The 22,177-nt window shown below is 33.7% G+C and carries 17 protein-coding genes; 11 read left to right on the top strand and 6 right to left on the bottom strand.

The window, feature by feature from the left end:
* Positions 1–47 precede the first annotated feature (47 nt).
* From ATE84_RS04500 to ATE84_RS04485, 4 genes are all read right to left on the bottom strand, one after another.
* Positions 48–1,052 carry a VWA domain-containing protein gene (locus ATE84_RS04500; RefSeq protein ID WP_101446157.1) on the bottom strand — a complete coding sequence of 335 codons (1,005 nt, stop codon included), beginning with the start codon at positions 1,050–1,052 and terminating at the stop codon, positions 48–50.
* Positions 1,053–1,054: 2 nt separating this feature from the next.
* Positions 1,055–2,707, bottom strand: coding sequence for a BatD family protein (locus ATE84_RS04495; RefSeq protein ID WP_101446155.1), 1,653 nt, complete (start codon positions 2,705–2,707; stop codon positions 1,055–1,057).
* A 13-nt stretch (positions 2,708–2,720) separates the two neighbouring features.
* On the bottom strand, positions 2,721–3,587 hold the full coding sequence (locus ATE84_RS04490; protein ID WP_101446153.1) for a DUF58 domain-containing protein: 867 nt from the start codon (positions 3,585–3,587) through the stop codon (positions 2,721–2,723).
* 90 nt (positions 3,588–3,677) lie between these two features.
* Positions 3,678–4,679, bottom strand: coding sequence for a MoxR family ATPase (locus tag ATE84_RS04485; protein ID WP_101446151.1), 1,002 nt, complete (start codon positions 4,677–4,679; stop codon positions 3,678–3,680).
* 162 nt (positions 4,680–4,841) lie between these two features.
* Between ATE84_RS04485 and ATE84_RS26025 the strand changes: the two genes are divergently transcribed.
* The 11 genes from ATE84_RS26025 (at position 4,842) to ATE84_RS04430 (ending at position 17,793) form a co-directional block, all read left to right on the top strand.
* Complete coding sequence (locus ATE84_RS26025; protein ID WP_158237172.1) at positions 4,842–5,087, top strand: hypothetical protein; 246 nt, start codon at positions 4,842–4,844, stop codon at positions 5,085–5,087.
* Positions 5,088–5,111: 24 nt separating this feature from the next.
* Positions 5,112–5,867 (top strand): SDR family NAD(P)-dependent oxidoreductase, encoded by a 756-nt coding sequence (locus ATE84_RS04475; protein WP_101446147.1) that lies wholly within the window; start codon positions 5,112–5,114, stop codon positions 5,865–5,867.
* A gap of 85 nt (positions 5,868–5,952) precedes the next feature.
* Positions 5,953–7,089 carry an ATP-binding protein gene (locus ATE84_RS04470; RefSeq protein ID WP_101446145.1) on the top strand — a complete coding sequence of 379 codons (1,137 nt, stop codon included), beginning with the start codon at positions 5,953–5,955 and terminating at the stop codon, positions 7,087–7,089.
* Positions 7,090–7,111: 22 nt separating this feature from the next.
* Positions 7,112–7,840 carry a metallophosphoesterase family protein gene (locus ATE84_RS04465; protein ID WP_101446143.1) on the top strand — a complete coding sequence of 243 codons (729 nt, stop codon included), beginning with the start codon at positions 7,112–7,114 and terminating at the stop codon, positions 7,838–7,840.
* Between the two features lie 480 nt (positions 7,841–8,320).
* Positions 8,321–8,797, top strand: coding sequence for a hypothetical protein (locus ATE84_RS04460; protein WP_101446141.1), 477 nt, complete (start codon positions 8,321–8,323; stop codon positions 8,795–8,797).
* A gap of 359 nt (positions 8,798–9,156) precedes the next feature.
* Positions 9,157–11,004 (top strand): sensor histidine kinase, encoded by a 1,848-nt coding sequence (locus ATE84_RS04455; RefSeq protein ID WP_101446139.1) that lies wholly within the window; start codon positions 9,157–9,159, stop codon positions 11,002–11,004.
* Positions 11,005–11,016: 12 nt separating this feature from the next.
* Positions 11,017–11,772, top strand: a complete 756-nt coding sequence (locus ATE84_RS04450; protein WP_101446137.1) for a LytTR family DNA-binding domain-containing protein — start codon at positions 11,017–11,019, stop codon at positions 11,770–11,772.
* Between the two features lie 181 nt (positions 11,773–11,953).
* On the top strand, positions 11,954–13,546 hold the full coding sequence (locus ATE84_RS04445; RefSeq protein WP_101446136.1) for an alpha/beta hydrolase: 1,593 nt from the start codon (positions 11,954–11,956) through the stop codon (positions 13,544–13,546).
* Between the two features lie 280 nt (positions 13,547–13,826).
* A complete protein-coding gene (locus tag ATE84_RS04440; RefSeq protein WP_143273572.1) occupies positions 13,827–15,254 on the top strand; it encodes a hypothetical protein in 1,428 nt (475 codons plus the stop codon).
* 194 nt (positions 15,255–15,448) lie between these two features.
* Positions 15,449–16,585: an SPFH domain-containing protein gene (locus tag ATE84_RS04435; RefSeq protein ID WP_101450831.1), complete on the top strand. Its 1,137-nt coding sequence runs from the start codon at positions 15,449–15,451 to the stop codon at positions 16,583–16,585.
* Positions 16,586–16,689: 104 nt separating this feature from the next.
* Positions 16,690–17,793 (top strand): DNA helicase PriA, encoded by a 1,104-nt coding sequence (locus ATE84_RS04430; protein ID WP_101446132.1) that lies wholly within the window; start codon positions 16,690–16,692, stop codon positions 17,791–17,793.
* A gap of 123 nt (positions 17,794–17,916) precedes the next feature.
* Here the strand turns inward: ATE84_RS04430 and ATE84_RS04425 are convergent, their stop codons facing one another.
* Complete coding sequence (locus ATE84_RS04425) at positions 17,917–18,378, bottom strand: hypothetical protein (RefSeq protein ID WP_101446131.1); 462 nt, start codon at positions 18,376–18,378, stop codon at positions 17,917–17,919.
* Between the two features lie 61 nt (positions 18,379–18,439).
* The gene (locus ATE84_RS04420; protein ID WP_101446129.1) at positions 18,440–22,129 is read right to left on the bottom strand and encodes a T9SS type A sorting domain-containing protein; all 3,690 of its coding nucleotides are present in this window, start codon (positions 22,127–22,129) and stop codon (positions 18,440–18,442) included.
* Positions 22,130–22,177: the final 48 nt, after the last annotated feature.

The following is a 22,177-nucleotide window of genomic DNA, read 5'->3' as shown; positions in this document are numbered from 1 at the left end:
TCATTAAATCTCACCAGTTTAGAAAACTCATAAGATTCCTATTTTTTTTAAATAAAACTTCTAAATATTGTATATCTAAACAAAATTTCTACAAAAATTAATAATCCAGCTAGTAGCACTAGTGATCTAAATTTTTCTTCGTAATTATAGAATTTAAATTCTTCGATATCTGTTCTTTCTAATTTATCAATTTCTTGATAAATCTGTTGTAATTTTTTATTGTTTGTTGCTCTAAAATATTTACCTCCGGTAACCTTAGCAATTTCTTTTAATAAATCTTCATCGATTTCTACCTGTACTCTGCCATATTGAAAAGATCCATTTGGTAGAATAGCTACAGGAGCCAAAGCCATTCCATTAGTACCAAGACCAATTGTATAGGTTTTAATACCATATTCTACTGCCAATTCTGAAGCAATCTTAGGGTCTATAAAACCAGCATTATTAGAACCGTCTGTAAGTAAAATAATCACTTTACTCTTAGCCTTGCTGTCTTTAAGTCGATTTACAGATGTTGCTAATCCCATCCCTATGGCTGTACCATTCTCTAAAACGTTATCATATTTCACATCTTTTAAACTACCCAGCACAATTGATTTATCACTTGTAATTGGAGTTTTAGTAAAACTCTCTCCTGCATATACCACCAAACCAATACGGTCATTAGGACGATCCTTAATAAATTCTGCCGCTACCTCTTTTAATGCTTCTAATCTATTAGGCCTAAGATCCTTTGCCAACATACTGGCAGATACATCAATAGACATTACAATATCAATACCTTTGGTAGTCTTAGTTTTTGTAGATACATCTACCGTTCTAGGCCTTGCCAACGCAGTAATAATTAAAGATAATGCTATTAGGCGTATGATAAACAACAATGGTTTTAATTTGGTTAGCCAACTTCCAGAAATTTTAAATCCTTTAACGCTAGATATTTTTAAGGTCGCTTGTTGTTTATTTCGTTTCCATATATACCATCCTATTGCTAATGGAAGTAGTAAAAACAACCAAAAAAACTGTGGATTCTCAAATGTAAAATTTTCAAACATCGTTATTTGGTATTTTTAAGTTCAACAGAATTAATAATACGCTCAGCAACATCTTTTGCATAACGGTCTTCAATATCATATACCAAAGTGATTTGTTGAAACCCGCCATTTTCAGCAAAATTCAACATTAGGTAGCTATTTTTTTGTTTCTTTTTGGTTACAGGATTCACTATTTCTAAATCCCCAAATACTTTAACTCCTTTTGCTCCGCCCAAAGTTTCATATTCTTCATCTTTTACAGAAATATTCTTTGCACCCAAAGATTCAAATTTTCCTACGACACCTTCGACCACTTCATTTAATTTTATTTCGGTAGGTTGTTTATATTGTATTGTGGTTACTACTACATAGAAATTTCCCGCCAAGCTTCCATATACAAAAGTTTCATTTCCTTTAAGAATTTGCTTTTGTTCTTCTGTCATTTGATACGCATTACGAATCAATACTCTGGGAGTAGCAACTGTTACAGGGGGAGAACCATATGCACTTGTAATCCATTCGGTTTCCGCCAACTCTTTTGTTGGATGCCCAAGTAGTGTATCTTTTACAACATCATAACCCATAACAAAAATAAAAATGAGTAATGTAATAGCAACTACTGCTACAGCTCCAAGGCTTCCAAAAATAATTTTCTTCCTGCGTTTTTTCTCGGCTACTGTTTTTCTATATTCTTCATCTGCCAGCAGTTCTTCTTCTGTGGGTTCTGGTATCGCACTTTTTGTTTTATGAATCACCTGCTCGATAACATTACGATCTGATTTTGCTGTTATGATATCGGGTTTAGATTTAGCGAACTTAGCCATATCTGCAGTTTTCAGAACATTTTTAAGTTCTTCAATAGTGGTTTTATCAAGGTTAAGGTTCCCTGATCTAATTTCTTCATCAAGCCGTGTAATTAGTTCATCTGTGGTACTTTCCATAGCATGGTCATACACTTCTTCATCTATATATTTACGAGCTGTATCACTTAACTGTGAATAGTATTCTTTATGAGAATCTTTTTCTAACAAATGAGACTCATCAATTTTCTGAAGTGCTAGTATTGCTCTTTCATAAGGAGGCAGCTCATCTTCTTTATTTGCTTTCCGTTTTTTTCTTCTGAACATAAAAAAAGCGATCAACCCTAATATAAGTAGTGAAATACCAATCCATAAGAACCATTTCTTCCAGTTAAAAGCAAATTTAGCATCTACATCAACCAGAGGTTTGATCTCATACATCTTTTGTTTGGTAGTATCTACCAAAATATCTCTAACCTCAACTTTAAGAGAATCTGTAAAAAAGACCTTGTCGCCGATCATTATTTTTTGCCTTGGTATCGTATAATGGCCAGAATCAAATTGAGTTAATGCATATTCTTTGGTAAGGTTAAAACGTTTTCCGTTTCTAGAGGTATCTATTTTCTGTGATTCGATTACTTCTAAGGGAGTAAAAGTTTGTCCCTCTGGGAAAACAACAATTTGGGTCGAATCTGCTTCGACTTGCATTTTATATCGAATCTCATTGCCTATTTCTATTGTAGTGGAGTCGATTGTTGCCGAAACCTGCGCAAAAGCACCAAATCCACTAAAGACAAAGAATATCATCCAGGTAAAAAACCTAAAGGCCCCTGGTTGTATTATTCTTTTTTCAAATCGTAATTTGTAATTTGTCATTCTTAAATCTTCCTTATCCTCTTCTTTTAAAATAGCCTAATAATTTCTTCACATAGCTCTCATCAATTCTACTACTTAAAGAACCCGCTCCACTTCGAGTAAAACTATCTTTAAAGTACTCTACTCTTTCATGATAATATTTACTGTAATTAGTGCGTGTTTTTTTTGAACCTGTATTCACCAGCAAAAGTTCTCCCGTCTCCTCATCTTCCATTTGCACCATTCCCAGATTAGGAATTTCTTCTTCTCTTCTATCATACACTCTTATCCCGGTAACATCGTGTTTTCCTCCTACAATTTTTAATGTATGTTGATAATCATCTGTAATAAAATCAGAAAGTATAAAGACTATAGCTTTCTTTTTCATCACATTGGATAAAAACTTCAATGCTTCTGTAATATTAGTTTTCTTACTTTTAGGGTTGAACTCTAATAATTCTCGTATAATTCTTAGCACATGGGATCTTCCTTTTTTAGGCGGAATATATAACTCTATTTCATCGGTAAATAAAATCAATCCGATCTTATCATTATTTTGGGTTGCCGAAAATGCTAAAGTTGCTGCAATTTCAGTAATGATCCCTTTTTTAAATTGTTCTTGAGTACCAAAAAGTTGTGATCCCGAAACATCTACCATCAGCATCATAGTAAGTTCTCGCTCTTCTTCAAATACCTTTATATAAGGTTCATTATACCGAGCTGTTACATTCCAATCAATATTACGTACATCATCACCAAATTGATATTGTCTCACTTCGCTAAACGTCATACCACGTCCTTTAAAGGTAGAGTGATACTCTCCTCCAAAAATGTGGTCGCTTAAGCGACGTGTCTTGATTTCAATTTTTCGAACTTTTTTTAGTAACTCTTTAGTATCCATTATTATGATTGATGATTGATGATTCAGCGATTGACGATTTAGGATTCTCATATTAGAAATCCAAAATCGTAATTCTAAAATCTAAAATCTCTATGGTACTTCAATTTCGTTTACAATCTTATTGATGATGTCCTCTGAAGTTACATTCTCTGCTTCGGCCTCATAGGTAATCCCTATACGATGGCGAAGTACATCAAGAATTACTGCTCGAACATCTTCTGGAATCACATATCCTCTTCGTTTAATAAAGGCATAACATTTTGCTGCAGTAGCCAAATTGATACTTCCACGAGGCGATGCTCCAAAATTGATTAAAGGTTTAAGTTCTTCTAAACCATATTTTTCTGGATAACGAGTAGCAAAAATGATATCAAGGATATATTTTTCGATCTTTTCATCCATATATACTTCTCTAACCGCTTTCTGAGCATTAATAATCTGCTCTACCGAAACAACAGGGTTTACCTGCTCGAAAGATCCTTTGAGATTAGCACGAACAATTAGTTGTTCTTCATCTAATTTTGGATAATCAATTACTGTTTTTAGCATAAAACGGTCAACCTGAGCTTCTGGTAAGGGATATGTTCCTTCTTGCTCAACCGGGTTCTGCGTTGCCATTACCAAAAATGGTTTGTCTAATATAAAAGTCTCATCACCAATGGTTACCTGTTTCTCCTGCATAGCTTCTAGTAAAGCACTTTGCACTTTTGCCGGAGCACGGTTAATCTCATCCGCTAGAACAAAATTGGCAAAAATTGGTCCTTTCTTAATCGAAAAATCATTCTCTTTCATATTAAAAATAAGAGTTCCCACTACATCGGCTGGTAATAAATCTGGTGTAAATTGAATACGACTAAAACTACCATGAACGGCTTTAGACAATGTATTAATTGCTAATGTTTTTGCCAAACCAGGAACTCCTTCAAGCAAAATATGACCTTGACCCAATAACCCAATGAGTAATCGTTCGACCATATGTTTCTGGCCTACAATCACTTTGTTTATTTCTAGAGCCAGTAAATCTACAAATGCAGATTCTTTCTCTATTTTCTGATTGATTGAAGCAATATCAATAGCATTATTCTCTTCCATCTATTTTATTTTTTTTTAAGGCGTGAATTTAACACTCATAATCCAACATTGCAAATTGTCGAATTAATTTTCATACTCTTGTTAATTCTTGGTTAAATGTGCACTGCAAAACCTGTTTTTGGCACAAATTTTACAGTATATTTAAACCACTTTTACAAAAAATTGGACATAAAGATTTTCATCGTTTTTACGATGATCTTATCAAAAGACGTATCTAATGTAAAGGTGTTGCATTTTTTTAGAATAATAGAAATGAAAGGACTATCATTTTTCTCTTATATAATTGCCGGGTTTTTCTTTTTAGCGGCATTTGGAGCATTTGGAAATCAAAACTATGAATCTGTATTTATTTATGGAGTTATTGGATTGGCTTTTATTTTAATCAAGAAATTCAAAAAAAAGCATTGACTATACAAACTATATAATCCTAATATGACAAAGACAGCACTAATCACAGGGGCCACCAGCGGAATCGGAAAATTTACTGCAATAGAATTGGCCAAACATAATATAAATCTTATTCTTTGTGGTAGAAGGCAAGATCGATTAGACTCACTACAGAATGAACTAAATAAAAAAGTACAAGTACACACACTTTGTTTTGATGTTAGAGATAAAGACAAAGTTTTTTCTGCTATTGATAGTATTCCACCTGAGTTCAATACAATTGATATTCTAATCAATAATGCAGGAAATGCGCATGGACTTGACCCTATTCAAACCGGAAATCTTGATGATTGGGATGCTATGATAGATATTAATGTTAAAGGATTGTTATATGTTTCTAAAGCAGTTATACCCAAAATGATTGCACAACAATCGGGTCATATTATCAATATTGGTTCAATTGCAGGAAAAGAAGTCTATCCAAACGGGAACATCTATTGTGCAAGTAAACATGCTGTAGATGCAATTAATAAAGGGATGCGTATGGATCTTAATCCATACGGTATTAGAGTAGGTGCCATTCACCCAGGACTAGTAGAAACCGAGTTTAGTAATGTTAGATTTAAAGGCGATGATCAAAAAGCAGACACCGTATATAAAGGTTTTGATCCATTAACTCCAGAAGATATTGCTGATATTATAGCTTTTGTAGTCACACGACCATATCACGTTAATATTGCAGACCTTATTGTATTTCCTACTGCACAAGCCAGTAGCACAATAGTTAACAAAAGTTTATAATTTCTTTATTCTCATTGCATTGCTGCCCCAATAAAAATAGCTAAGTTTATATTGGGAAAAGTTTCAATTGCTATTTGTAAAAGGAATGATCAACAAACGCCTCCTTATAAAGAACCTACTTGCACATAATGACGAAAATAGTTTTTATGACAAGAAGCGCAAGCTTAATATTGGAGAGAAAGAGGGTAAAGCAAAATTCTTAAAGCATATTTGTGCACTCGCAAATTCTAATCCAAAAAACAACTCCTATATCGTAATAGGTGTAGAGGATGAAGATAATCAAATTCTTGGTGTTGACTTTTTTGACGATAGTAAAATCCAAAACTTAGTGAATGCATATTTAGACAACCCTCCTATTGTCTCTTATGAAAACATTCCTTTTCCACATCTATCATCGGATAAGGTCGTTGGTCTAGTAACAATTCGGCCTAAAGGAGGAAAACTCTGTTCTCTTCGCAAAAACATATGGAAATATTATGGTGGTAGTGTATTTTTTAGAGATGGTAGTATTAGTATGCCTAAAGTTTTTGATATCGAGATCAAAGATGTCAATTCAGAAATTGTAACCGCTATCGAAAGCCATGCCCAGAACAATATTGAACTTACTCTTGATGGAGTTTTTGATTTTATGAATTCAAGAACAGATTATAGCCCTGCATATAAAGTTTTTAAAGAATACTTTGTGGTTTGTTGGGCTGCAAAAGAAAAACGACAAAATGGAGAAATATATTACTCTCGAGTAGATATTGAATTAATCAATGAACATGTAAAACTATTTTACTCAGAATTGGATGAAGTAAGTATATCATTAACAGATGATCAATTTAAGATTATAGAATATGTGCAATTAGGTTTACAGGATACTTTTAGCTATTACCCTTTAGAAGAGGTCGTGATCACTTTTAAGGATAACGCCAGTTATGATATTGAAAGTAAACTTCTCTTTGAACCGCCCCAGTTTGATCGTAAAACATTACATCATTTGTACAATAGCAACAATGCATTAATCGAAAAACTAAAAAATAGAATTCCTTTATCAAAAAACGAAGAAAAAGATATCGTAAATCTTCCTGCCACCTATTTGATCTGTTATTTTAATGACCTTAGCGATGCTAAAGAAAAATTAGAAGAGGCAAAACCATACTTAAAAGCCTATAGTGATACCATATATTCACTCTGCAAAGAAAGTATTCGAATCTTGAGAAAAGTTAGATATAGTTAAAAATAACAACGCTTAACCAATCATGGGAAGAACTTTAGTAATTGGAGATATTCACGGTGCACTAACTGCATTAAAACAAGTATTAAAAAAAGCAAAGACAACTCAAAAAGACACTCTTATATTCTTAGGGGATTATGTGGATGGTTGGAGTCATAGTGCCCAGCTAGTTTCGTTCCTTATCGAACTCAAAACATCACATAATTGTATTTTTATTAGAGGGAATCATGACGATCTTTGTTATACCTGGCTTACACAACACACTCACAATCCCGAATGGATTCAACATGGCGGTCAAGCAACTATGGATTCATATGCCAAATTATCACAAAAGGAAATCAATACGCATCTCCACTTTTATGAAAGCCTCAATAATTATCACATAGATGATCATAATCGGTTGTTTCTTCATGCCGGATTTACTAATCTTCATGGCCCTCATCGAGAATATTTTAGCAAATTATTCTATTGGGACAGGACTTTATGGGAAACTGCATTGGCAACAGATCCCAATCTAAAAAAAACAGATCTAAAATACCCAAAACGATTACTACTTTTTGATGAGATCTATATTGGCCATACTCCCGTTACACGAATCAATAAGACTATCCCAACACAGGCTACTTGTGTGTGGAATATGGATACAGGAGCTGCATTTAAAGGTTCACTTACCATAATGGATATTAACACCAAAGAGTTTTGGCAAAGCGATCCAGTATACCAACTATATACCCATGAGAATGGTAGAAACTAAAAAAATAGTAAAAAACACCATTCAAAGGGTAACAAAAATTCAAAGCTATTGATATAAGGTTGTAAATGATAAAAAATCACATATCATGAAAACAACAATCAAATTTCTAGCGTATTTATTAATAGCATTTTCCTTAATTTTTATAATTATAAAGGAAAAGATCAGTCTAATAGAAAAATCAATCCTCAAAGCAGAACCTAGCTAGATAAATATTAGGTTCAATTACAACTCCCTTTTTTGTTCTATTCTACAAAATGAAATAGACTACAGAACTGACTGCATTTTTAAAACATGGGTTTAAGGCAATACGAACTCAGGAAATAATTCTTTATAAAAATATAGTTAACCTCTTAATGACTTTTTGAGCTCACAGCACCTTTATAGTACATGGCTGTAATTGTAGGTGAGGTCTATTATTAAAACACTTCATAAATAAACGATCGAATATTCACACAATTAATAATTAATAACATAAAAAGTATGGAAACAATAATGAAAAACTTTAAGTATGGTATTTTGGTACTAATCTTATTTTTAGGCTCTTGCTCTGCAGAAGATGGGGTCGATGGTCAAATAGGACCACAGGGGCCTGCAGGAACTGATGGACAAGATGGAAACGCTAATGTAGTCTCTGTTTTATTCGAAAACCAAACGATATCTAACGGAGATAATGTTTTTGACATTCCCGAATTAACTCAGGAAATATTTGACACCGGTATTGTTTATGCCTATGTTACAGTAACAGGTAATACCTATTGGGAAACTTTACCACTTAGTCTAGGTCAGGATATCATTCTGGAAATTGACAAGATTGAGGTTGGAAAAGCTACATTACGTGCTACTTTTACTCAATCTAATCTTAGGCTTCGGTTTGTGTTGGTAGAAGGCAATGATGCCAGCGGTATTGATTTTGAGAACTATCTAGAAGTACAGTCATTTTATAACCTAACAGATTAACTTCAATATGTCGTAGTCAAACATGAGTATTTAAAGAAATTTTTGACTAAACAATAAACGATAAACAACCCTTACCCAATTTCTTCATGGGTAGGGGTTGTTTTATTACAGCGTTTCAAAATCAATTGATTTATTTTTTTCTTAAAAAACATATTCTATGATCAAAAAACAGATCAGCGTATGACTTAAAGAATAATAAACCAACATAGGCAGTAACATTCTATTTTACCATTACAGAATAAGTGCTAATCTAAAAACGGAAAATATTTCGAACAAGATCCATATGAAGGGCTGGGGTCTTGTCTTCTATAAACGTTATATTATAAACTCATTCTCAACAAAAAATAGCAAAAGGACGCATGCCAAAAAATTTACTATATGTAATTTCTGTTCTTATTGTATCAAGCGTATATTATTGTAGTCTTAGTGCTCAAAACAACTTAGATAAAAGCACAATCCAAATTCCTTTTGAAGTATATAAAACTACTAATGATACCATATCGATACACGATATTATAAAATCTGACACCCTTTTTCGATCATCCAAATATTTTACTAAAAAAACCAGCCCTAAAGATATTTATTGGATAAAAATCGATCTCACCAAAGAGTTAAAAGTATTAGAAACCGATAGCCTCTGGTTTTTAAAATCTTGTAATTATGGACATGCATCTATGTTTTGTATCGAGAACAATACACTGGTAGAAAAGAAATTTGGTTTATTTGACGGTTCAGAAAAAATGAATTCTATATTCTATATTGCCAAAATACCTTTTGAACAAAGGTCTCTTATCAAAAATCGATTTATATATTTAAAAATAAGACGTTTAAGATATTCAGATCGTGTTACTAATTGGAAATTTCACTATGCTTCACAAACCATAAACCAGTCTGCACAAAATTATTACTCTCAAAAAAACATTAAAATTCCAATACGTAAATATGTTTTTTCAGGAGTCTGTCTGGTTATGTTCATTCTTACTCTTGCTTTCTTTATAACTTCAAGGAATATTGAATTCTTATTTTACTCTTTATACATTTTCTGCTTATTTATCTACCTAAATGGTACTTTGCTTATAGCAAACAATATCATTTTTGATAACTATAGCATTATCACTTATTGGTTTTTTCAGATTGCACAAGTACTAATTAATTTATGTTATGTTTATTTTGTTTCGTTTTATCTAGCTACAAAAAAAGATTATCCTACGCTCAATCGTATCATAAAATGGATCATTTACACACTTATCACCATCATAATTCTAGATAGTCTCTTTTTGTATTTTAACTATTTTACAGGAGCTATTTATATCATGAATATTCAGCGTTTTGTAATGACTCTCTTTGGTATTGGCGGAATGATTTATTTACTTTTAACTGCCAAAAATCGTTTAGCCTATTTTATAGTTGCTGGATCATTTCTATTTATGATAGGTACTCTGGGTTTCTTTTTTTTCAAGACAAGCATTTACATGATGGCAGGAGCTACTCTTGAAATCATAATTTTTGCATTAGGTTTGGCGTATAAAATACATCAAGAACACAAAGAGAAACTCCTCTTCGAAAAAGAATCATTTATTAATAATTGTAAAGCCCTAAGAGCTCAAATAAACCCACATTTTATTTTTAATTCTTTAGGGTCAATTCAACATTTAATAGTATTCGAAAAAAAAGAAGCTGCCTTAAAATATCTTAAAAAGTTTAGTCTTCTGATGCGAAATCTTTTGGAAAATTCTATAGAAACAAATATTCTATTATCTGATGAAATCAATTTACTACACCAATATCTAGAATTAGAAACTTTACGTTTTGATACTTCTTTTGAGTATACTATTCATGTAGATGATGTTCTAAACACAGATGCCGAAGAAGTACCAATGTTAATCATTCAACCCTTTGTCGAAAATGCAATCCTGTATGGTTTATTGAATAAAAATGGAGGCAGCAAAAAACTAAATATTTGTTTCAGAAAAGAAAAAAAATATATTATTTGTGAAGTAGATGATAATGGTATAGGAAGAAGTGCTGCTAAAAACATAAATTCATCTCTTAAAAAAACCACAAAATCCAGAGGTTTAGAATTAACTGAAAAAAGATTACAAAGATTTCATAAATCTGAAGAAAAAAATATAGAAATTATAGACAAAATAGATACCTATGGTGCGTCTATAGGAACAAGGGTGATTATCAAAATTCAAACAGAATAAAATTTTCTAATTATGAGCCTAACAGCAATAATTGTAGATGATGAAAAGCACAGTAGAGAGACCTTAACAAAATTACTTGAAGAGTTTTGCTTGGAGACCACCGTTGTAACCACTGCAAATTCTGTAACAGACGCTGTCGATAAAATTTCAAATTATAAACCCGATATTGTCTTTTTGGATATAGAACTACAAACAGGAATAGGTTTTGACATATTAACCCAAATCGACACTATAAATTTTGAAGTAATTTTTACCACTGCTTATGAGCAATATGCTATACAAGCTATAAAATTTTCATCTTTAGATTATTTACTTAAACCAATTGGTATTGAAGAACTTAAAAATGCTGTAGAAAAGGCAAAGAAAAAGAAAAGCCTAGCAATTTATAAAAGGCAATTAGAAACATTAATAGAAAATCTCAAACTTCAACAACCTAAATTTAATAAAATATGTCTCTCTACAGCCGATAGTGTAGAGTTTATTAATGTAGAAGATATTATTTATTGTAAAGCCAATGGTGCCTACACTTCCTTTATTCTTAAAGATAATATATCTCTATTGGTTAGCAAACATCTCAAAGAATATGAAAACTTATTGATCGAACAACAATTTATGAGAACACATAATAGTTTTTTGATCAATTTAAAAGAAGTTAAAAAATTTGTGAAGTCAGATGGAGGTTATATTATGATGAATAATAATGATATCATTAACATTTCTAAAAGTAAAAAAGAGAAGTTTCTCATTGCCATGAGTCATTTACAGTAATTGTACAACAAAAAGTATTCTTGTTATTTGCATATCCAAAATGAATTCATATTTCGATTAATGTGTTGTCTTATCAATTGATAAGCTATATCTATCAATTGAAACCATATGGTTATTAATTTCTACCCATCATTGTTTTCAAGTAGCTTTAAGTTTGACCTTAATCTTAAAACTTACAACCATGAAAAACAAAATCAAATTTAATTTAGCAGGAGTTGTAACAATGCTCTATTTCTTCTTATTCTATTCGTGTAGCTACGATGAGGATATGGTATTAGAAAATGAAAACTTAGTCGAAAATAAAGGATTAATTTTTGACGCTCCCCTTCCTCCAATTATATCTGATGGACCCTATAACTATAAAGCTAAAAAATATTCTTTTTTTACACAAAACCAAGAAGAGCATAAGGGTAAATATTACATGCCTGTCGGTGGCCCTTCTAATTACCCTTTCGCATTAATCATGCACGGAAATGGATTTGTATACGATGAATATGACGTTTTACAAAGACACCTCGCCAAACATGGTATTGCCAGTGCTAGTATACAATGGGATTCTGGTAAACATGATCTGAGTGTAAATACAGAAATGACAAAGCATATTAATTTGTTATTTAATCAATATCCACAACTAACTAATTCGATAGCACTTATAGGACATAGCATGGGTGGTGGTGCAGTAGTAAGATTCGCCGATGATCTCGAAACCACGACTGGTAAAAACGTGAAATCTGTAATATCACTAGCTCCCGCACTTCAACATGATATGAATGTAAAACATAACCTTATTAATACCATAAAAGGATTATTGGTCATATACTCTGGAAATGATGAGGATAGATATGGGGCAAAAAGTTTTGACGGAAGAGAGCAAAGTGGCTTTAAATTTTATGATGAGTGCTCTACGGAAGGATCAACTTTTAGCAACCTATTTCCTGCAAAGGACATGATCTTTTTTAAAGATGGACGTCATACTATGTATACCGATAGGAGTCAGCAATCTCTTAATTATCAATACAGCGGTGTTAATCAAAATAAAGTGATCAATGCTTATATTTTGGCACATCTGAAATTGTATCTTGAAAATCATCAACAATACGATCAGTTTTTTAAATATCAAAGAAGACCATCTAATATGCCTGTAGATGATGTATCCAAGTTTTATCAACAACATACAGATGCCAAAAAAAGTGTACTTGCCAACTTCGAAAACAATTCCGCCACCCAAAATTATCAAGGAGGAGCTATTGTTAAGTCTTCTAGTGGAATTAATACAATGAAGGTAGGAAATAGTTGGAAACTTCGCCCCTACTCACCTCATCATACTAAGGCAATGAGAATAACATGGACCGAAAGAAATGTAGGGAGTTCGTTTGTAAAATTTAAATACCCTTCTTCTTATAATTTGTCATCCTACTCGTTTCTAAGTATTAGAGCATCTCAAATTTATAAGAACATATATAATATCACAGATAAAGAGCAGGATTTTTACATCAGGCTTAAGGATAAACAAGGCACCTACTCAAAAAAAGTGAAACTTAGTGATTTTGGTGTGATCCCTTATCCAATAAAACACAGCGGTAGTACTATATTTCCTTTACAAACACCTGTTTCTAAACTTACAAAAAGTGCCATGGCCAGTACACTCATCCCATTAAGTGCATTTGGTAACGCTATTAATCTTTCAAATATAAAAGAAGTATTCCTCGTATTTGATGTTCCAGGTCATGAAACTGGCGCAATTATGATTGATAATTTAGAATTTTATAAGTAACCCAGAAGTAGTTTGTGTAGTATATTTTTTGAATTCAATATCACTATGCCGTTTTAAATGTTTTCCAATCTTCTAATTCCCCATCTGGGTTATTAAATATCCCCGCACTCTCTAATTCGATCAAGAGTTAGAGAGTGTTTAAACTAAAAATAAGATTAAAACAATGAAATACTTTACAGGCATTTTTTCCCGAATTGAGTATCACTATCATAAAGGTTTACGACTTCTTTTACTAAAGAACTTTGTTCACTACATTCAAAATTGGGTAAAATTAGATAATTTGAGAATTAAATTTACCGACACAAAACCTACCTTAAAGAAGGTTTACGTAAAGCAAAATAGTATTAAATATTTCTGTCTCCTTATAATTGTATTCACAGGGAGTTGTACAGATGAATCTTTTTTAATAGATGAGGTTCCCAATTCGGATATTATTGATGATTTCGGTACCAATTGGCCATTGAAACACAATGCATATTCTTGGGATGGTTCCTGGGAACCTACCACTAATGATTTCCCTCTTGATGGTCTTTACGACGAGATTTATTTTGATGGACATACTGTGGAAGGAGAAGCTTCTCCTATTTTGCCTCCCGGAAAATGGGATTGGAACATAACCTCATTGTTGGCAAATTGGCGAGGGTTTTCAAATTCTGTAGGAAACTTTGACCTACTTGTTGATTTTTCTAACCAAGAATTTGGTTGGAGACTCAATCGCAACATAATTACTGGGGTTGATGTGACTTCACATCTAGAACTATTTTATGGTTCACCAGGTACTGATATTATTGATTTAGGATTACAAGGTTCTTTTAGTTCGGCAGGCAATCCTATTTATGGAGATCCTGCAAATTTTGGCGATGGCCCAGATATGTTAAGGTTTCGTCATAGCCATTCAGCAACAGTCAGAACAGGTTCTAGCGCAACAGGCCACCAGCATGATAATGATCTAGTAATTATTGGAAGCGCAGAAGTACTAAATCCAGGGGTATATGATATTATAACCACCAGTATTCATACAGGTCCTGGAAATGATTTAATTTTTGTAAATAACTGGGAAAGAGCAGCAGTAGACGCCGGAAATGGAAACGATGGTAGAACAGATACGCTGGATACTTATGACGGGACAGATATTGTTGTTATTGGAGGGAATGCACGTGACTTTAGAGTCTTTGGTGGAAATGGCGGAGATCTTTTTGTCTGGCATGTAGATGAAGTAAATCAACAACCTAATACATGGCTTGGTCCTAATTTTTTTGGAGGAGGAGCATGGGGAAATGCACTATGGTCTGATACCGGTGTTGATCGTTTAATACTAGGAATTCCTTCTACTACCAGAATCGTTACCTCACCAGGAGATGCAGAACAAGGGACACTTCTTGTAATGATAGGCCACAATTATGAAACAGTAATTGACGACCCAACAGTTCATGATGAAGCTGCAAGATATTACATCACCGCACCTCCTGGCCCAGATGGGCAAAAAACGATCACGTTGCAGTACAAATCCATCAGTGGACATGTTAATACTGCGTACTTCTATATCACTGACATTGAAGAACTTCAAATAGGTATTGGAAACGATGCAAAAGTTTTCCAATTAGATGATGTTGAAGGAACAGCAACACTTAACCCAACTATTGATGCAATCACTAACATTCCATCTAGAAGCAGATTTACAATATTGATGGATAGTTTCCTTAAGTGATATTTCCTAATGTTTAATCTAGTTAATTTTTAAAACAATGTCTTTGTAACAACTGTGCTGCAAAAACATTGTTTTCAGAATTAAAAATTCAGATTTCTATTTATATTCTATCTACTTCAGATTGGCCGAAAAAAATTTTTCATCAACCATTCAATTTTGTAGCTTTAGAACACAAATTTAAAATCAATTCATCAATGGGAATTTTTGACGAAATAAAGAATAAGCTTAGCCACGAATTTATAGATATCATAGAATGGTTAGACTATACCGATGATACTATTGTGCATCGGTTTGAACGATATCAAAATGAAATTAAAAATGAAGCTAAGCTTATCGTAAGAGAAGGCCAAACTGCAGTTTTCATTAATGAAGGACAACTGGCAGATGTATTCACTGCCGGAACATATACCTTAAACACACAAAACTTACCTATTTTAACCACATTGAAAGGTTGGAAATATGGATTTAATAGTCCTTTTAAAGCTGAAGTGTATTTTGTAAATACACATTTATTTACTGATGAGAAATGGGGAACCAAAAACCCAATTACCTTAAACGATGATCGTTTTGGACTTGTAGAAATTCGTGCTTTTGGAACCTATGCGTTTAAGATTAATGATGCCGGTAAATTTATAATTGATATTGTAGGAACAGATGCTAATTTCACTAATTTCGAGATCAATGAACATCTTAAAAGTTTAATCTCTACTCGATTTACTGATACGGTTGGTGAAGCTAATTTACCTATCGAGCTATATGCCGCTAATACTACAGAATTATCTGAGACTTGTCTTGATGTAATGCAACCCGAATTTAACGCTGTGGGTATTTCTCTTGAAAAATTCTTTATCGAGAATGTCTCTATGCCAGAGGAGTTGAAAAAAGAGATATTTGAGTATAGTAGAATTGATAAGCTTGATCTAGACAAATTAACCAAATTTAAGACTGCTAAAGCTATTGAAGCTGCAGCGGCTAATGAAGGAGGTACAGCAGGAGCCGGAATGGGAATGGGAATGGGATTTGTTCTGGCTCAACAAATGGGAGGCATGATGAATCCAATGGGAGGACAACAACAAGTACAACCTCAACAAACTCCTCCAGTAGCTCCACCACCAATGCCAGTGCAAGTACAGTATTTTTATGCTCAAAACGGACAACAAGCAGGGCCCGTATCCTTTGAGCAATTAAAAGCACTATTTGCCAATAGAACTATAAATAAAGATTCTTTGGTATGGAAACAAGGAATGGATAACTGGGTTGCATTAAAAGATGTAGAAGAGCTAAAATCATTTCTAGGCGGAAGCACTCCTCCTCCATTACCCGGAAATTAAAAAACAAAAACTCGTCCTAAAATTAATTTTGGAGCGGGACTTAACCTTCTCCCAAGTGGGAGAAGGAACTATTCTATATAACATCCAGTATTATTAATTCCTAAATGGAAGAAGAAAAAAAAGCAGTTTCAGAACGTAAAAAATCCTGTACTAATTGTGGTGCAGAATTAAAATATAAACCTGGAACGACTGAGATTACTTGCGAGTATTGCGGACATCATGAAACCATCATACATGATCAAGATGGGTTTCAAGAATTAGAACTTAATCCCTATCTCGAAGAAATGGGCTCTCAATCGCATTCTGAAGAAATCATGATGCTGCATTGCAAAAATTGTGGTGCCAACCAACATATCGAAGAAAACTATAAATCTTTACATTGTGTGTATTGCACAATGCCTTTGATTATAGAAGATGCATATAAAGAAGATTGGATATTACCCGGGGCAGTTCTTCCTTTTCAATTTGATCAGAAAAAATCACATCAGATATTCTCTAAATGGGTAAAAGGGTTATGGTTTGCCCCGAATAATCTTAAAAAAGCAGCATTAGATCCTCAAAATACCAAAGGCCTCTATTTGCCATACTGGACCTTTGATGCTCAATTGTATGCTAATTACACAGGACAACGTGGAGATTATTATTATGTTAGCGTTCCGTATACAACAACGGTAAATGGTAAGTCTGTTACCAGAACTCGACAAGAACGTAGAACAAGATGGTCTTCGGCAAGTGGAAACGTAAGTGGTTTTGTTGATGATACTTTAATTAAAGCATCACATCAAAATAAAAATCCTGTGCCAAGGAAAATATCAAATTGGAATCTGGACGCTCTTGTACCATTTAACACGAATTTTTTAGCAGGTTTTGTTACTGAAAAATATACTATTCCATTAAAAGATGGTCATTTATCATCTACTAAAGAAGCCGAACGTATTGCTACATTCTGGGCCAAACGTGATATAGGAGGAGATACCCAAAGAGTACATCATATAGATATGAGTTTAAGTGAAGAGACTTTTAAGCATATTCTGCTTCCGGTATATATTAGTGCCTATCGCTTTAGTGGTAAAAAGTATAATTTCTTTATCAATGGCCAAACAGGAGCTATTTCTGGTAGCAGACCTTACTCTTTCTGGAAAATATTCTTCTTTGTACTGCTTATACTCATTATTATTGCAATAATTGTCTGGTTTGCTGAGAAATAATGTTACCCCTGAAAGGAAATTAGCAGCCATAAAATTTAAATCATAAAAAAAGATACTGATCGAAAACCAGTATCTTTTTTATTGTTGTTTTTCTAAAATAATACTACTGCAAAGTCTGAGCTTCTAATCCTTGGTTTTAAACCTAATAACTTCATACACCGTCTTACTCATATCAGGACATGGGTTTTCTCTAATTGTAAAAGAAACTTCCTTATCCTTAGGTATACGTTGTTTTAGAGTATCAAAATCATTTGCTGGTGAGTTCATAAAACCAAAAGTAATCTCCTGCCCTGAAGAAATCATATTTACAATACCCGAACCAGAATTTATAATCTGTTTTACTTTTACTGTAGTTGTCGTTTTAAAGCTTTTTTCACAGATAGATACATTTTTAGTTACATGTTGTATTACTGCAATCAAATGCACTGTATTAGGATCGATCGTATTATCTTGAAGATCACTAAACTTCGGTTTTTCTACTTTTGGTTTAGTTTTTTCGGTTTTGGTTTCCTTTTCCTGGGCAATGCTATTTGATTTGCAAGAAAATAAACCGATTACTATTAATATATATAGTATTTTATTCATCCTATAAAAATAAAAAAAGGAGTTGAAATTTTCAACTCCTTTTAAATTTAACTATTGCAACTTATTTTTTAATAAGTTTAAGAGTACTTTGGTTTCCACCTTCTGTAACTCTTGCGAAATACAATCCAGGTCTTGCGTTTGAAGCATCCCAAGTCGAATTATCACCAACATTATTATTTGAAAACAACTTATTCCCTACGGAATCAAAGATCTCGATAGATCTAGAAGTATTTCCATTAGATTTTAATGTCGTATTATTAAAATTAAATGAGAACATCCCATTAGATGGATTTGGAGAAGCTGTAGTGTTCTTTGACACTTCAATTACCGCCAAAGGATTTACTGAAGCTTGAGGCTCACCTGCACCTCCATCATCTACCATCCCATAAATCTGGAATACCTGATCAAGAGGATCTCTACCAAGTGCAACTGAGACTGGTGTCCAATCTGTCGCACCGGTACCAAATAAGTCTAAATTATCTTTAAAATGTGGTTCCAGACCAATTCCTCCATTTTGTGAAGACCAGAACCATTGTTCTTGTCCAGCACCAAAGGCTAAGTTAGCATAAACAGATAACCAATAGTTACCACTCTCTAATGTTACCGCTGCTGGAAGCATTAGGTTTAGGTTCGTATCTGTTGGATTAGAGATTGGAGTAATCTCTCCACTATTATATACCTCATCACCAGGAACTCCTGCATTATCACTATATATTACAACAGTTGCATTGGTTAATGCTGGTGAGTTATTAGCACCACCAAAAGCTACAATTCTCTCTAGTGTCCATGTATTTCCTTCAGGAATAATGAAATCATCTGCAGATTGTACCAAACCACCAAAATCTACAAAGAATTGAGATGGTAATGAAGATGTCGCACCGGCAATTTGTTCATAAATTGCTAGCTCAGTAACAGATACTGTAAACCCTTCTGCAACTTGTTCATCTCCTGAGGTAGCGATAAGGCCAATTGTTGCTTTACCCAAACTATCAGGTGCAAAAGAAAGCGTAATTGTATTTCCATTTAAAGTTGCTGTTACCAACTCAGGATTAGAATTCGTGAATTCTATATCAATTGGGTTTCCGTTAGAATGAACAAACAAGTCTGTTACATCAACTTCTATATCTTCACTATTTTCTGCTACAAGAAGATCATCAAGTAAATAAGCAACGCTTAATGAAGATTCTGGTAATTCATTAAATATCGGGAATCTTGCACTATATACTCCACTACCATGAGCAGCTACTGCTATAAATCCATCTTTACGAGTTTTTACTTCATCAGTTACTGCATTACCAATAGCAAAAGGCTCTTTGATCCAACGAGTTCTTTCGCCATTTAATCTAAATGTATAGTATAATCCGGTACTTGTTGCTGCGTACACTTTTTGTAATCTAGAACCAAAGAAGCCTTGGCTACTTCCAAAAAATGCCGTACTTCTTACTGATGGCCCATTTCCAGACCCATCTGCATTTTCTTCCAAATTACCACTAATATTTGTCCAAGTATCTCCACCATTTATAGTTAAGAACACACTTATTACTCTATAATTTGAAAAAGTAACAATAACTCTATCAGAATTTGATGGATCTACATTGATATCATTTACAAACCCTTCTGGCAAACCTTTTCCTGTAGAAATATCAACTACCTCCTGATTATCAAGATTAGCATTATCCATTCTATAGATACCTCCTGCATTTGTACCATAATATAGTCTGTTTGCTACTGGATACTTAGAAACATCTAAAGAAGATATTGTAGTTCCAGCTGGTGTATCTGTATTAGGAAGATCTACCCAGTTTACGGTTGCTAATGCATTAGAGAAAAGAGGGATTTCATCCAAGTTATTATTTCTCCAAATTCTATTACCTGCGGGTAAATACATGATATTATCATTATTTGGATCTAAGATAAAAGGTGTAATAAAAGCAAGGTTATTCGCTCCTGCAGGTCTTACTCTGGTAAATGATTGGAATTCTCCCGCTTCATCAAAATTAAACCTGTATACATTTCCTCTCTGTGAAGATACATATCTTGTTCTTCCGTTATCTGCAATTGCACTATAAGCTCCGTCACCTCCAAAATCTTCTACCCAAGGTTCTACAGAACTTGTAGAAGATGTAAACCAAGTACCATTATCCTGAAAACCTGCTAGTAGATCATCACTATTCGGCTCTGGATCAAAAGATACATGATATGGCTGTGTTGTTAAATATCCATTATTCAAAGAAATCCAATCTACTGGTTCTGCTGCAGATGTAGAAGTAGTAACATCTTCAGCTACAAATACACCTCCATCATTACCGGATAACACTTTATTTGGATTAGATGGATAAAAAAGTAACGCATGTTGATCAGGATGTTGATCAGGGTATACACTTACATTGTTTAAAGGAGAATATCCTGCAATCCAACTTTCTTGTCCGGCAGGTGTTGTAAATCCGGTTGTAGATCTATATATGTTAGTTCCACCTACAAACATTAGGTTGGGATCTGCCGGGCTAACCTTAACGATCATATTGTATCCTCCCTGAAGATTTAAATTCCCTACTCTTCCACCAATTGCAGTAGGTAGATTAGCACTTAAATCTGTCCAGGTTTCTTCTGGTGTAGCTGCAGTAGCATCATATTTAAATAAAAATGCTGGTCCGCCACTACTTAAGTTTTGAGTAAAAAAGTATACGATATTTTCATTAGAAGGATCTATCCCCATAACAGTTCTTCCGTAACTTGCCGGTAAAAGCTCTGGTGATATTTCTGTCCAGGTATCAACATCTCCATCTGTAGCTGTAAAATACCCATTATTTGGATTTCCTCCAGAGTCGATAGTTGCATAGATTTGACCTGTACTTGTAACTGCAACTTCTGCTGTATTATCAAAGTCCCCTGCTAATACTTCTTCAAATGAGTTTCCACCATCCTTAGATTTGTGTACACCATTAAAAGTACCTACAAAAATATCTCCATTAGTTGGGTTAACCACAATAGAGTTAATCAAATCAAAAGGAGAAAATGCTCTTACGTCATTATCGTTAGTGGCTTCAAGAAGTCTCCAGCTTCTTCCGCCATTGATAGACTTGTAAATTCCTGTTCCTTGAAAAAACGCTCCTCCTGCTCCTGCAGAGTTACCAGAACGTTCTCCTGATCCATAATACCAGGTATTATGCTTACCAGGTCTAGGATCTTGTACAATACAAGTAATACTTGGTGATTGTCTACGAGACGTTACCTTTTTCCAGGAATCTCCACCATTAGTAGAGCGCCATAATCCTCCCGAAACTCCGCCGGCAAGAATTACATTCTCGTTTGTACGATCAATAGCTAAGGCTCTTGTTCTTCCCCCTACATTATAAGGACCTCTGTTTTTCCAATACGAAAAACGACCGGCTTTTGAAGATTTTGCAGCATTGCTAATGGATTGTTTCGAATCATTTCCTTCTGCAATCTTACTAGAGAAGTTTACTTCTTTGTCTCTAATTCCGAAAGGAATTTCATTTGTGTTAGGATCTTTGAGTCTTTCAAATTCCCATTTCATTCTTTCTAACGCTTTATCGCCAACTTTTTTCACATCGGATTTGGATCCATATTTACTATCGTAAATTTTAGATTGTTTGTAAAGTGAATGACCACCAGGTTTCTCTTTCTGATCTGCCTGTGTTTTAAGCTGTTGCGAATTTACTGAAGAAATAATCCCCATAAGGGTAACTACCCAAACGGAACGTTTGAGATAAAATAAAAGTGTTTTCATTTTAAGCTGATTTGTGAGTGATTTTTTCAAAACTAGCTTAAATTTTTG

The organism is Aquimarina sp. MAR_2010_214, from assembly GCF_002846555.1.
Lineage (GTDB): Bacteria > Bacteroidota > Bacteroidia > Flavobacteriales > Flavobacteriaceae > Aquimarina.
Note: the sequence above shows the minus strand (reverse complement) of the source record. Positions and strands in the feature narration are given on the sequence as shown.

Coding starts and splice junctions, on each gene's coding strand:
- ATE84_RS04500 (WP_101446157.1), bottom strand. CDS start 1,052: ATGTTTGAAAATTTTACATTTGAGAATCCACAGTTTTTTTGGTTGTTT.
- ATE84_RS04495 (WP_101446155.1), bottom strand. CDS start 2,707: ATGACAAATTACAAATTACGATTTGAAAAAAGAATAATACAACCAGGG.
- ATE84_RS04490 (WP_101446153.1), bottom strand. CDS start 3,587: ATGGATACTAAAGAGTTACTAAAAAAAGTTCGAAAAATTGAAATCAAG.
- ATE84_RS04485 (WP_101446151.1), bottom strand. CDS start 4,679: ATGGAAGAGAATAATGCTATTGATATTGCTTCAATCAATCAGAAAATA.
- ATE84_RS04475 (WP_101446147.1), top strand. CDS start 5,112: ATGACAAAGACAGCACTAATCACAGGGGCCACCAGCGGAATCGGAAAA.
- ATE84_RS04470 (WP_101446145.1), top strand. CDS start 5,953: ATGATCAACAAACGCCTCCTTATAAAGAACCTACTTGCACATAATGAC.
- ATE84_RS04465 (WP_101446143.1), top strand. CDS start 7,112: ATGGGAAGAACTTTAGTAATTGGAGATATTCACGGTGCACTAACTGCA.
- ATE84_RS04460 (WP_101446141.1), top strand. CDS start 8,321: ATGGAAACAATAATGAAAAACTTTAAGTATGGTATTTTGGTACTAATC.
- ATE84_RS04455 (WP_101446139.1), top strand. CDS start 9,157: ATGCCAAAAAATTTACTATATGTAATTTCTGTTCTTATTGTATCAAGC.
- ATE84_RS04450 (WP_101446137.1), top strand. CDS start 11,017: ATGAGCCTAACAGCAATAATTGTAGATGATGAAAAGCACAGTAGAGAG.
- ATE84_RS04445 (WP_101446136.1), top strand. CDS start 11,954: ATGAAAAACAAAATCAAATTTAATTTAGCAGGAGTTGTAACAATGCTC.
- ATE84_RS04435 (WP_101450831.1), top strand. CDS start 15,449: ATGGGAATTTTTGACGAAATAAAGAATAAGCTTAGCCACGAATTTATA.
- ATE84_RS04430 (WP_101446132.1), top strand. CDS start 16,690: ATGGAAGAAGAAAAAAAAGCAGTTTCAGAACGTAAAAAATCCTGTACT.
- ATE84_RS04425 (WP_101446131.1), bottom strand. CDS start 18,378: ATGAATAAAATACTATATATATTAATAGTAATCGGTTTATTTTCTTGC.
- ATE84_RS04420 (WP_101446129.1), bottom strand. CDS start 22,129: ATGAAAACACTTTTATTTTATCTCAAACGTTCCGTTTGGGTAGTTACC.